The sequence below is a fragment of the Nonlabens sp. SCSIO 43208 genome, from assembly GCF_050703575.1.
In the GTDB taxonomy this organism is placed as follows: Bacteria; Bacteroidota; Bacteroidia; order Flavobacteriales; family Flavobacteriaceae; genus Nonlabens; species Nonlabens tegetincola.
In genome coordinates this window covers 1,764,903-1,778,300 of sequence record NZ_CP065365.1, presented here as the reverse complement: position 1 = coordinate 1,778,300, position 13,398 = coordinate 1,764,903, and the positions used below count along the sequence as shown (strand labels likewise).

Annotated in this window: 11 protein-coding genes; 7 read left to right on the top strand and 4 right to left on the bottom strand. The window is 36.4% G+C overall.

The genetic code is table 11. The features are described from left to right. Positions 1-3: 3 nt before the first annotated feature. Entirely contained in the window at positions 4-2,625 is a 2,622-nt protein-coding gene (alaS, locus tag I5168_RS08135) for an alanine--tRNA ligase (RefSeq protein WP_431471457.1), read from the bottom strand. 174 nt (positions 2,626-2,799) lie between these two features. On the opposite strand from alaS, the gene I5168_RS08130 reads away from it, so the two are divergent. The 6 genes from I5168_RS08130 to I5168_RS08105 are packed head-to-tail and all read left to right on the top strand — an operon-like array spanning position 2,800 to position 9,006. Next, positions 2,800-3,780 carry a peptidoglycan DD-metalloendopeptidase family protein gene (locus I5168_RS08130; protein ID WP_431471456.1) on the top strand — a complete coding sequence of 327 codons (981 nt, stop codon included), beginning with the start codon at positions 2,800-2,802 and terminating at the stop codon, positions 3,778-3,780. Then, the gene (locus I5168_RS08125; protein ID WP_042280408.1) at positions 3,780-4,109 is read left to right on the top strand and encodes a MerR family transcriptional regulator; all 330 of its coding nucleotides are present in this window, start codon (positions 3,780-3,782) and stop codon (positions 4,107-4,109) included. The genes I5168_RS08130 and I5168_RS08125 overlap by 1 nt, the downstream gene beginning before the upstream one ends. A 24-nt stretch (positions 4,110-4,133) precedes the next feature. Further along, complete coding sequence (locus I5168_RS08120; protein WP_431471455.1) at positions 4,134-5,195, top strand: glycosyltransferase; 1,062 nt, start codon at positions 4,134-4,136, stop codon at positions 5,193-5,195. Beyond that, the gene (locus I5168_RS08115) at positions 5,188-6,567 is read left to right on the top strand and encodes an O-antigen ligase family protein (RefSeq protein ID WP_431471454.1); all 1,380 of its coding nucleotides are present in this window, start codon (positions 5,188-5,190) and stop codon (positions 6,565-6,567) included. Before I5168_RS08120 ends, I5168_RS08115 begins: the two co-directional genes overlap by 8 nt. After that, complete coding sequence (locus I5168_RS08110) at positions 6,564-7,574, top strand: glycosyltransferase family 4 protein (RefSeq protein ID WP_431471453.1); 1,011 nt, start codon at positions 6,564-6,566, stop codon at positions 7,572-7,574. Before I5168_RS08115 ends, I5168_RS08110 begins: the two co-directional genes overlap by 4 nt. A 37-nt stretch (positions 7,575-7,611) precedes the next feature. After that, positions 7,612-9,006: an exopolysaccharide biosynthesis polyprenyl glycosylphosphotransferase gene (locus I5168_RS08105; RefSeq protein ID WP_338350932.1), complete on the top strand. Its 1,395-nt coding sequence runs from the start codon at positions 7,612-7,614 to the stop codon at positions 9,004-9,006. 1 nt (position 9,007) lies between these two features. Here the strand turns inward: I5168_RS08105 and lnt are convergent, their stop codons facing one another. Both lnt and I5168_RS08095 read right to left on the bottom strand, forming a co-directional pair. Continuing rightward, positions 9,008-10,645, bottom strand: coding sequence for an apolipoprotein N-acyltransferase (gene lnt, locus I5168_RS08100; protein WP_431471452.1), 1,638 nt, complete (start codon positions 10,643-10,645; stop codon positions 9,008-9,010). A 24-nt stretch (positions 10,646-10,669) separates the two neighbouring features. Next, complete coding sequence (locus tag I5168_RS08095) at positions 10,670-11,746, bottom strand: PorV/PorQ family protein (protein WP_338350934.1); 1,077 nt, start codon at positions 11,744-11,746, stop codon at positions 10,670-10,672. Positions 11,747-11,847: 101 nt separating this feature from the next. Between I5168_RS08095 and I5168_RS08090 the strand changes: the two genes are divergently transcribed. Further along, complete coding sequence (locus I5168_RS08090) at positions 11,848-12,606, top strand: CDP-alcohol phosphatidyltransferase family protein (protein WP_431471451.1); 759 nt, start codon at positions 11,848-11,850, stop codon at positions 12,604-12,606. On the opposite strand, the gene lptB is transcribed toward I5168_RS08090, so the two are convergent. After that, positions 12,603-13,352, bottom strand: coding sequence for an LPS export ABC transporter ATP-binding protein (gene lptB, locus I5168_RS08085; RefSeq protein WP_042280419.1), 750 nt, complete (start codon positions 13,350-13,352; stop codon positions 12,603-12,605). The genes I5168_RS08090 and lptB overlap by 4 nt on opposite strands. Between the last annotated feature and the right edge of the window lie 46 nt (positions 13,353-13,398).

The following is a 13,398-nucleotide window of genomic DNA, read 5'->3' as shown; positions in this document are numbered from 1 at the left end:
AAACTAGTTTAATAATTCTCTAGCCGCTTGTAGCGCTTGATCGATTCCTGCTGGATTTTTTCCTCCTGCTGTTGCAAAATGGGGTTGTCCACCACCACCACCTTGTATAAACTTACCTAGTTCTCTTACAATTTGTCCAGCGTTCAATTTCTTTTGATCTACAAGATCCTTTGAGATAATTACAGTAAGTGTGGCTTTATGACCTGCGTTTGATCCAATGATCAGGAACAAGTTAGTGATCTCTTGATCGATTGAAAAAGCCAGGTCTTTAACAGACTTTGCATCTAGATCAGTCTTTGAAGCAATAAATTGAACACCATTTATATCTTCTGCGCTATCAATCAACTCTTGTTTTAGATTGCCTGCCTTAGCTTTTTTCAATTCCTCAATCTCTTTTTTAAGATTCGAATTTTCTTCTTGTAGGGATTGAATAGCTGTTACAGGTTCCTTTGCGTTTTTTAACAGGGCTTTAATCTGCTCAAAATGTTTTGATTGATCATAAAAGAAATCCTTGACTGCATCGCCAGTAATAGCTTCGATACGGCGTATTCCTGCAGCTACTGCAGATTCATTTGTGATTTTGAAATGCCACACATCACTGGTGTTTTTAACATGTGTACCACCGCATAATTCATAACTGCTTCCAAATTTTATGGTACGTACTACGTCTCCATATTTCTCGCCAAATAAACCTATCGCACCATCTTTGATGGCATCTTCATAGGTATTGTTTCTATTTTCTTCCAGTTGTAATTGTTCAGCAATACGAGCATTTACAAAATCCTCAACTTGTTTAAGTTCTTCAATGGTTACTTTAGAAAAATGTGAAAAGTCAAAACGCAAACTAGCACTGCGTACCATACTTCCTTTTTGTTCTACATGAGTTCCCAAAATTTTACGCAACCCTTGATGTAAAAGGTGTGTAGCTGTATGGTTAGCACTGGTTCTAAAACGCTGCTTTTGGTCAACTTGAACGATGAACGTTCCTCCTAACTCTTTAGGCAGGTTTTTAGTTATATGCACTGTTTGCCCGTTTTCTTTCTTAGTATCAATGATGTATACCGTATCACCATTTACACCTTCAATATATCCTTTGTCTCCTGTTTGTCCACCACTTTCTCCATAAAAAGGTGTCATGTTAAATACAAGTTGATAGCGATCACCATCTTTTTTAGTCGTTACTTTCCGGTATTTTGATATACGTACTTTGGCATCTAGTTTATCATAACCAATAAACTCTAGTGTATCATCATCACCTAGTATTACCCAGTCAGACGTTTCTGTTTCACTTGCCTTTCTAGAACTTTCTTGTTGTTTTTTTAAGGCCGCAGTAAATCCTTCTTCATCCATTTTGAGTTGTTGCTCGCTTAGAATAAGTCGAGTAAGCTCTTTTGGAAAACCATAAGTATCATTAAGTTCAAATGCTTTTTTACCTTCTAGAGTATCCTGGCCTTGTGATTTTAAGTTAGCAATCATGCTATCAAGCAAGGCTAGACCATTTTCTAGGGTACGTAAGAAAGAAATCTCCTCTTCTTTGATTACATTTAAAATCAAGTTCTTTTGAGATTTCAACTCAGGAAACGCCTCACCTAATTGTTTGGATAAGGTTGTTACTAATTGATAAATAAAAGGTTCCTTTCTATCCAAGTATGTAAAGCCATATCTTATAGCTCTTCTTAGGATCATTCTTATAACATAACCAGCACCATTGTTTGACGGTAATTGACCATCAGCAATAGAAAAAGATACTGCTCTTACATGATCTGCGATTACACGTATTGCAATATCTTCTTGCTCTGTTTTTCCATAAGCATGACCGGTAATAGTTTCAATCTCTCGAATTAACGGCTGGAAAACATCAGTATCATAATTTGACTTTACTCCTTGTAAAACCATTGCCAAACGTTCAAACCCCATTCCTGTATCTACATGCTGTGCAGGAAGGTTTTCTAAAGAACCATCAGCAAGTCTATTAAACTGCATGAATACAAGATTCCAAATTTCAATCACTTGTGGATGATCCATATTGACTAGTGTAGCACCGTCAACCTCTTGTTTTTCCTTGTCGCTTCTAATGTCAACATGAATTTCAGAACAAGGACCACATGGTCCTTGCGCACCCATTTCCCAAAAGTTGTCTTTTTTATTACCGTTTAGGATTCTATCCTCAGCAATGTGTTGTTTCCAGAAATCATATGCCTCGGTATCGCGTGATAATCCTTCGGTATCGTCGCCTTCAAAAATAGTTACGTATAAATGATCTTTAGGAATTTTATATACTTCTGTAAGCAGTTCCCAAGCCCAATCAATAGCTTCTTTCTTAAAGTAATCACCAAAACTCCAGTTGCCTAGCATCTCAAACATGGTATGGTGATAAGTATCAACTCCTACTTCTTCTAGGTCGTTATGCTTACCACTTACTCGCAAACACTTCTGACTATCGGCAACTCTGTTATTCTTTGGCTCTGAGTTTCCTAGAAAGTACTCCTTAAATTGATTCATCCCTGCGTTTGTAAACATCAAGGTAGGATCGTCTTTTAACACCATAGGTGCGCTAGGTACTATTTGATGACTTTTTTCAGCAAAAAAATCTAGAAAGGTCTGTCTTATCTGCTTAGAATTCATACTGGTGGTCTATGAGTTTTAATTTTATATTTTTGTAAAAATCGGTAAGGGCAATTTCCTGCATCAATTAAGTATTTTTACTACTTATTTTGATTTTTATTATTACGCTTTCGCGAAAGCGTAATAAACTAAAAACAATACCGTTTTCAACACAGCAAAAATAGTATAAAAAGCATGTCTAAAATTAAGTATTACTACGATTCTGAAACTCTATCCTATAGAAAGGTGGAACGCAAGAAGCGTCATGTATTTTTTAGATTTATAGGATTCCTCGCTGCGAGTATGCTTTTTGGCCTATTATTCTTCTTCATCATTAATCAGTACGTGGAGTCTCCTGCGCTGGTAGACGCCAAGGCCGAAAATGAATTTATGAAGCTCGAGGTTGAAAAAGCAAATGAACAAATAAACAATCTGGCGCAAGTCATTGCCGAGGTTGAAGAGCGCGATAATACTATATACCGTATCTATTTTGACGCTGCGCCTATAAGTGACGAGCAGCGCATGGCCGGTTTTGGCGGTGTAAATAGATACAAGGACCTTGAAGGTTTTAATACCAGTGAACGAGTTATACAGCTTAAAAAAGATATTGACCAACTTAAAAAAAGAGTGGCTATACAATCACAATCGCTTGATGAAATCGCAGAATTAGCCAAGGACAAAGAAAAACTTCTCGCTTCTATTCCAGCGATTCAACCTGTACGTAATCAGGATTTAACAAGGATGGCAAGTGGTTATGGGTATAGAACCGATCCTTTTAATAAAACAAGAAAGTTTCACTACGGAATGGATTTTACTGCTCCTAGAGGAACACCTGTGTATGCAACTGGTGATGGTGTTGTTACAAGAGCAGATGCTAACAGCTCGGGTTATGGAAATCATATAAGAATTAATCATGGTTTTGGTTACATCTCGTTATATGCGCATTTAAATGCGAAAAATCCTTACAACGTGCGTGTAGGACAAAAAGTAAAGCGTGGTGACATAATTGGTTATGTAGGTAGTACAGGACGCTCGCAAGCTCCTCATTTACATTATGAGGTATCTAAGGATGGAGAGCGTATCAATCCTATCAATTTCTATTATGGAAATTTATCTCCTGAAGAGTTTAACGAATTGCTGAAGAAATCGCAGCAAGAAAATATTTCTCTAGATTAATGCATATCGACCTACCTGAAAAATTGTATTACAGTATAGGCGAGGTGTCTAGAGCTTTTGATGTTAACCCTTCACTAATCCGGTATTGGGAAAAGGAGTTTGATGTCTTACAACCGAAGAAGAATGCTAAGGGTAATAGGAAATTTACTAAAGACGACATCAAAAATTTACAAACCATCTATCGATTAGTAAAGGAACAAGGTTTTACACTTGAAGGTGCCCGCGAATACATGCGTACACACAAAAATCAATTAGATAAATTTGATATTATTCAAAAATTAGAAAACGTCAAGGCCGAACTTCTTAAGATTAAAAAGCAAATGGATTAACCGTAAAGGTGATCCCATATTACTATGAAAATACTTCAAGTAATAGATAGTTTAGATGCTGGTGGTGCCGAAAGAATGGCTGTTTCAATCGCCAATGAACTAGCGGCGCATGGATATGATTCTCATTTATGTGTAACTCGCGCCGAAGGGCTTTTAAAGAAAACTATAGAAAAAAAAGTAGGCTACATATTCTTGAATCGCAAAGGCAAGTTGGGTATAAGAGGTCTTTATAAACTTTATAAATATGTCAAGAAAAACGACATCACCCATATTCATGCGCATGCAACCTCGTTTTTCCTTGCTGGTTTGATTAAAAAGGCTCTACCATCACTAATCTATATTTGGCATGATCATTACGGCAATGCCGAACAGTTACAGGATAGACCGCAAGGATGGATCAAATGGGCAAGTAATTTATCGTCGCAAAATATTGTTGTCAATGAACTTTTGTTGGAATGGCACAAAAATATACTGAGTAAAAACAATGCGATATACTTAAAAAACTTTGCTCAAAAAACTGAATCAGATACTACAGAAATTAGTCTACCGGGCAAGCCTGGTAAGCGTATTATTCACCTAGCCAATTTACGCCCGCAGAAAGATCATCTCAATTTGCTCCAGGCATTTGAGAAAATAGAAAGTGACTGGGATTTAATTTTAGTAGGTAAGGATTTTAACGATGACTATAGTGAGCAAATAAAAAATTATATATCAAGCAGAAAATTAGAAAATCGAGTGCATATTTTAGGCGCTAGAAATGAAATAGGCTCCATTCTAGATCAGTGCGACATTGGCGTTCTTTCATCAAAGTCAGAAGGTCTTCCAGTTGCCTTACTTGAGTATGGATTATACAAACTTCCGGTAATTACGACTAATGTAGGTGCTTGTAAAAAGGTTGTTGAAAGTTACGGTAAAGTAGTAGCAGCTAATCAACCTCTAGAATTAAGTAATGCTATCGAGGAATTAATAAATTCAAAAGAAGAAAGAGAACAACTGGGTACTGCTTTTAATAAGCACGTACTTTTGAATTATGGGGCTACATCCTACATCAATCAACTTGTAAACCTGTATAAGTCGCATGTTTAAAATTGAAAAACTTTCTTATCCGGTTTTAATAATTGCACACATTGTGCTTACTATCTTTATGATAGCTATTCCGTTTTTGGTCAAAGTGTACTTTTATGGAATTACAGGATACTTTATACTAAGAGCGTTAAGTAATCAAGATCGTGGTCAAGAAGTTTTACTAGCAAGTTTTTATCTCGTTACCTTAGAGGTTTTCCTGCGCATGAATAGCGCATTGTTCTTTTATGAAATGATCAAATATTTGGTTATTGTTTTATTAGGATTAGGTATATTTTTTAAAGGATTTTCACTGCGCAGTATTCCATTTGTATTTTATTTATTGTTATTGATTCCCAGCATTGTGGTTGCCTCGCAAAACATTCCGTTGGGAGAAAGTTTACGTAAAGCTGTAGCCTTTAACTTGAGTGGTCCGGTATGTCTAGGTGTTACTGCGATCTATTGTTTTTATAGAAAAGTTCCTCGTGAAAGATTGGATAGCATGCTCAAATTAGGAATTTGCCCATTGGTAATGACTACTTTTTACTTATTCCTGGTAACTCCAGATGTAAGAGATGTTGTTACTAATACAGCTTCCAACTTTGCTGCTTCAGGTGGTTATGGCCCCAATCAAGTGGCAACGGTTCTAGGAATAGGTATGTTCATATCCTTTGCACGGTTTATTATCATTAAAAACAGACTGCACAATATTATTGACATCATACTCTTTATTGCCATGACTTATAGAGGTTGGGTAACCTTTTCACGTGGCGGAGTGATCACTGCCTTTTTAATGATTGCAGGTCTTTTAATTACTGTAATATTTTTAAAACGATCCGAATTTAAATTCTCATTCCTTCCTAAACTAGGTGTTCTTGCTGTAGGTTTATTGCTAGCTTGGGGTTATACATCGCTTGCTACTAATGGGATGATTGATAAAAGATATGCTAATCAGGATGCCGCCGGTAGAGCCAAAGATGATTTATCTACTGGTAGAACAGAGTTGATTCTTATTGAACTACAAGCCTTCTTTGAAAACCCTATTGCAGGAATAGGCGCAGGACAAGTAAAATATTATCGAGCCCAAAAAGATGGAATTGTAGCAGCTTCACACAACGAGACCAGCCGATTGTTATCAGAACACGGTAGCATCGGTATTCTTTCTATAATTGTATTAATTATCACGCCCTTATTGTATCGCATTACAAATCGAGGGAATATTTACTTCTATCCGTTTCTTATATTTTGGATTGCAACAATAAACCACAGCGCCATGAGGATAGCAGCACCTGCATTTATTTATGGATTCTCACTTTTATACGTTACCTACCCTACTAAGAAAGTTAACAAAATAGAAGATCCTACTCCAGTACTCGAACCAGCAACTAGCGTATGACACGTATTGTTTACATAGGAAATCAACTATCAGGTAGTGGTAAATCCTTAACTACCATTGACACCTTGGCTCCTTTATTGAAAAATTTAGGCTATGAGGTTGTAACAGCTAGTTCTAAACAAAATAAGTTGTTAAGGTTACTAGAAATGGTGTATACCGTGTATAAAAACAGTTCAAAAACTAATTATGTTCTCATAGACACCTACAGCACCTTGAACTTTTGGTATGCCGTAATTGTAGCACGAGTATGCAGAACAATGAATCTCAAATACATTCCGATATTGCATGGTGGTAACTTACCTCAACGTTTAAAATCCCATCCTAAAACTACATTAAAGTTTCTCAATAAGGCTTACAAAGTGGTAAGTCCTAGTGATTATTTAAAGGACGCTTTCGCGAAAGCGATCACTCAAAAAATCGTTCACATACCTAATAACATAGAGTTACAAAACTATCCTTTTTTACATCGCCAGGCAGCCAAACCTAAATTATTATGGGTGCGGTCATTTGCGCACATTTACCAACCCAAAATGGCGGTACAAGTACTTCATAAATTACAATCCGTTTACCCTAATGCCGAACTATGCATGGTAGGACCCGATAAAGATGGAAGCCTAGAAGAATGTAAAGAAATGGCAGATTCATTAGGGCTTTCAATAAATTTTACTGGCCTTTTAAGCAAAAACGATTGGATCTCATTGAGCAAACAATACGATGTGTTTATAAACACCACCAATTTTGACAATTTACCAGTGAGCCTTTTAGAAGCAATGGCGCTGGGATTGCCTATTGTAAGTACAAATGTGGGCGGAATTCCTTACATCATTAAATCAGGAAAGAACGGGTTATTATGTGAAGCACAAGACGTTAACGGCATGGTTTCACATATAAAAGCATTAGTTGATCAACCTGAACTTGCTAGCAAGCTTAGTAAAAATGCTAGATCCTATGTTCAATTTTATGATTGGGATCAGGTACAACTTCTATGGAAAGAGTTGTTAACCTAGTTTATAATTTTATCTTTGGGTTTTTTAAATCGAAACCGTGCCCTCAAAAAATTCGATTCACTTTGAGATTTCTGAACGTAAAATTCTATTACGAGTTCTAGATGTACTGGTAGTATTAACTGCCCTAGAAATAGTCGGTTTTTATTTTGAGTTTGATTATTTTAGAATTACTGCCGAGCAGTGGAGCTGGACGATAGTATTAACAGCTTATTTACTGTTTTTCAATACCTTGTTTGAACTATACAATCTAGTAAGAGCTAGTCGAATAACAAGTACTTTGAACAGTGTAATAACCGCGAGTAGTTTAACCTCACTTGCCTATTTACTTACGCCCTTTTTTACACCTACCTTACCCGAAAACAGGTTACAAATATTGTTTTTCTATCTGGCTTTAACCCTTTCTATGTTGCTGTGGCGTTCAATCTATATTAAACTTTTTGCCAGTTCTAGATTTGACAAAAAAATTGTTTTATTAGGAAACGCTGAAGATATCACATTAGTAGCTCAAAATTTAGAAGAAGCAAATCCTTATTACAAGGTAATCGGTTACTTAAACACAAACACAAAAGCCAGTCTTAAAGGCCAGTTTATAAAATTAAACGAACTCACTATCGCACAAGCGCAAGAGCTACTCAAATCAAATGAAGCCACAGGCGTTGTCGTTTCAGGCAATCAAATTGATGGTATTACACCCCAAGTTTATAACTGGCTTATTGAATTGGTGGAATACGGTCATGAAGTACGAGAATACACACAAGTTTATGAAGAAATGACTGAACGAGTACCCGTACAATTTATAGGTAAAGACTTTTATAGGTTTTTCCCCTTTGCCAGAAACAATCAAAATGCCTTGTATCGATTTTATCATCGAACCATGGACATTGTATTGTCATGTATAGGATTGGCATTGGGAATTCTACTACTACCCATAGTACTTTTAGGAAACTTACTGGGTAATCGTGGTCCTTTACTATATAAACAAGAACGAGTAGGCATTAATAGAACCGGTTTTTATATCTATAAGTTTAGATCTATGGTGACTAACGCCGAAGAAGGAGGCGCTCAATTCGCAAAAAAGAACGATGTTAGAATTACCAAATTCGGAAGGTTTTTGAGACGTTCAAGAATTGATGAATTCCCGCAATTTATTAATATCCTTAAGGGCGACATGAGTATCATTGGACCTAGACCAGAACGTCCAATTTTTGTTAAGGAATTATCCAAAAAAATCCCCTTTTACGATACCAGACATGTTATAAAACCTGGTTTAACCGGATGGGCACAAGTAAAGGCAAAATATGGTGAGACCGATGATGATCACTTACGTAAATTACAATACGACCTGTTCTATATAAAAAAACGTAGTGTTTTTCTTGACATTAGAATAATTGTCAAAACTTTGAGTACTGTCTTATTCTTTAAAGGACAATAGCCTATTTGCGCTTCATGACACCACGACGAGTAAAAGAGAATAGAAATATCCCAAGCATTAAAAAGACACTTACTCGTGCGATAAAGTCTCCGTGTTTCACGTAAAATGTGATTTTGTTATTAGGATAAATGGTTCCTTTAAGCGCTCCTTTTTTTTCGTATCCTAATGTGGTGATGATTTTACCGTAATCGTTAATCACCGCACTAATACCTGTATTTGCACTGCGAGCAATCCATTTTCTAGTTTCAATAGCTCGCAATCTTGCTAGACTTAAATGTTGCTTGTGACCTTGAGTATTTTGCCACCAACCATCGTTGGTAATGATACTTAAAAATTGAGCACCATTATTTACATATCCGGTTACATATTCACCATACACAGACTCATAACATATAATAGGAGCTACTTTTAAACTGTCTCTAGTAATAAAAACTTCACGATCTTCTTGTGTCGTTTTTGTGGCAACCGTACCACCTAAATCCAACATCACGTCTCCTAATATTGGTTGTAACACGTTCTTGTATGGGAAATTTTCAACTCCTACAACCAGTTTAGATTTATGATAAAGTTCCACTGGATTTGTGGAATTCATAAACACCGCACTATTATAGTCGTTATAGTAAAAATCGCCATTTTTAATGTAGTTAGTTTGTGAAGTGGCCTTGTCTTTATTTTTGAAGCTATCGCCTAATGATACACCACCCAAATAATAGGTATTAGGATAATCAAATAGAAAACGTTTAATCCTATTAAGAGCAGGATTTCTATTAATTCCAGTAAGTCGCATACCAGATGCCAAAGTAGTTTCTGGAGCGATAATAAGTTTAGTGTTTGCAGTAATAGAATCTACAGCGAGAGTCATTAAATTCTCTGCCATTTGAGAATTAGAAATATCATATTTCTCTGAATAGGGATCTATGTTTGGTTGTAAGATTACCACCTCTGTTCCTTCAACATCATTTGTTATACTATTTATAGACAGAAAATGTGATATGGATATTGGCAAAGCAATAATTAGTAACGCAGGAATACCATAACGTATAGTAATTCCTTTAATAATAATTGCTTTAGTTGAAACTGAATTTTCTTTTCTGCTAGAGTATTGTAACCAGGCATTATATAGTAATGTATTTACCACAAGCACCCATAAACTTCCTCCAAAAACACCTGTAAATTCATACCATTGAATCCAACTCACAGATTCACTAAAACCATTACCTAATTGCAACCACGGCCACGAAAAATCCCAATGTAGATGTAAGTATTCAAAGGATAACCAAATAGCAATAAAAAATGATGAAGAAGTAAAGCTACTCACTTTTTTAGAAACCAAATGATGCACTAAAAAAACGAGTGTCATAAGCAGGCTATTTACCAAAACAGCAAACCACATTCCAAAAGCACTGCTATAGTACAACCAACCTGTTGTAATGATATTCCAAATGAAAAAAGTAAGGTAAGCATGCAAGAAGACCTTCCATTTCACCGCCTTAACAGCTATTTTATTAAGTCGGTAATGAGCTATAAACAAGGGTATAAAAGCAATGAACAACAAACCAGCAAATCCATTAGTAGGCCAGGCAAATGCAAGTAACAATCCTGATAAAACGCTAAGTATTGGATTTAAAAAATTCTTCATTAAGATTGCTAGTTAATTTTAATACTATCGCGAGAATACAGACAAATCGATATTTACAGAAAACACGTTGCTATACAAATCATCACCGTTACCAATATTTGTAAGTGCATAGTCCACAGATATACCTCTGTACTTAAATCCAACTCCGATATTCGGTTGAAAATTTAGGGTTTCGTCACCATCAATACCTTGTACGTTTTGAAAGTTACCAGCGCCAGCTCTTACAAATACCATATCTATATAACCGTATTCCAGCCCAATGGCAGGCGTAGCACTTACACTAGATGAAGAAATAATATCATTAGTCTGAATGAATCGCATGTTTAAATCAACCTCGGCAGTGAGAATATGGTCGTAGTGAAATTCAAAAGTTCTTGCTACACCTATTTGTAATTTAGGTAAGGTAACTTCAGTAGTTTCTGGAAGATCTTGGTTTTGATTTTCAACAGCACCTCTCACTTCTTCAAACTTCTCCTCATCGATGGTCCATGTATTATAGGTAGTAGTAATATCTCGTGCCATCACTCCTATTTCCCAATCACCTCTTTTAAATTGAGCTCCTACATCAAACCCAAATCCCCAAGAATTAGCAAATTCTCCTATAACCCTACGTATCACTTTAAAGTTTCCACCATAGGTAAAGCCGTCCAACTTTGCCTCGCGTGCATAGCTTACTGTAAATGCCCAATCGGCAGTTGAAAAGGTAGAAATACGATCGTAATTGATGTTTCCTTGTGAATCAATTAATTGAGTGGTATTTAAAATATCATCAACAGAGAAACGAATAAGTGATGCCCCAAAACTACTTTGATCATCAATGGGCATCGCAAATGCTGCATAATTGTACTGGGCAATATTTGCAAAGTAGCTACTGTGCATGAGTGACAGTTCCTTTTGTTCCAATCTCATGAGTCCTGCCGGATTCCAATATCCCGAATTTACATCATCGGTTTGAGCGACCACAGCGTTACTCATACCTAGCGCAGCGGCGTCTACACCTATATTGATAAATTCATTTGAGTAGGCTGCTGTAGATTGCGCTTTCGCGAAAGCGAAACACATCACAAACAAACCGGTAATAACAATTTTTTTCAACGCCATTCTTGTACGCAAATATCCGTTTTTCTGATGTAATAACTACTATTATCGACTGATATTGCTTTGTTCTATGTAGAGCACTGGTTTTTGTGCATATTTGTGCTATGAAAAAACAGGTACCTAATTTAATTACACTGCTTAACTTATTGTCTGGATGCGTGGCTGCTGTCTATGCTTTTCATGATAATTTACAGATGACATTGCTTTTTGTAGCGATAGGTATAGGGTTTGACTTCTTTGACGGATTAGTTGCTAGATTATTGCAGGTGCAAGGTGAGCTGGGCAAACAATTGGATTCTCTAGCAGATATGGTTACTAGTGGACTAGTACCAGGAATTGTTATGTTTCAATTGTTACAGGATGCTACTGGTATTACTTTGTTTGAAACAGGTGTTGAGTTTACTACAGCGAGTGCGCAGCAACATGTTTTGGCTTATTATATACCATGGATTGGTTTTTTTATAACGGCTGCTAGCTGCTACCGACTGGCTAAATTTAATATTGATACTCGCCAGACTGATTCCTTTATCGGTCTTCCTACTCCTGCTAATGCTCTATTCATAATATCGCTAGGTTTGATCGCACAGACTACTCAAATAGATTGGATTTATTTTTCATTAACTAATGAATGGGTCCTGCTTGCCATTACTGCATTGAGTTGCTTTATTTTGAATGCCGAATTACCCTTGTTTGCGCTCAAGTTTAAGTCATTCTCAATTGCCAAAAATAAATTGAGATATGGTTTTTTAATTACTTGTATCGTTTTACTCTCGTTGCTGGGATTACTTGCTATACCATGCATTATAATCCTGTACGTGGCATTGAGTATGATTACTGAGTTAATAAGCAGTAAAAAATCCTAATCTTCAAAGATTTTCTTTTTTCTGAGTTCAAAGTTTTGACCTAGGTAAACTTTTCTCACTATTTCATCTTCTGCTAGTTCTTCTGGAACTCCATGTTTAAGGATAGTACCTTCAAACATCAAATAGGTACGATCTGTAATAGCTAGTGTTTCTTGAACGTTGTGATCGGTAATTAAAATACCAATATTCTTTTTAGTCAATTGAGCAACTATACGCTGTATATCTTCAACTGCTACTGGATCTACTCCTGCAAAGGGCTCATCAAGTAAAATAAAGTTTGGGTTTGTGGCTAATGCTCGTGCAATCTCGGTACGCCTGCGCTCTCCACCAGATAATAAATCACCACGACGCTTGCGACGCTCCGTCAAACCAAATTCTTCTAACAACATATCGCAACGTTCTCTTTGCTCTTTTTTGCTAAGATCTGTAAGCTGTAAAACTCCCAAAATGTTGTCCTCGATACTTAGTTTTCTAAAAACAGAAGCTTCTTGGGCTAGATATCCAATACCGCTTTGCGCTCGCTTGTACATAGGATATTTTGTAATCTTTTGATCGTTTAACCAAACATCACCACCAGTAGGTTTAATCAAACCTACGGTCATGTAAAAGGAAGTTGTTTTACCTGCACCGTTAGGGCCTAACAAACCAACTATTTCTCCTTGATTAACATTGAAAGACACTCCTTTTACAACTGGACGGCCTTTATAAGATTTTTGAAGATTATCTGCTCTTAATTGTTGTTGCATGCAGCAAAGTTAGTTTTTTATGGGCTACTGTCACATAGACCGATTT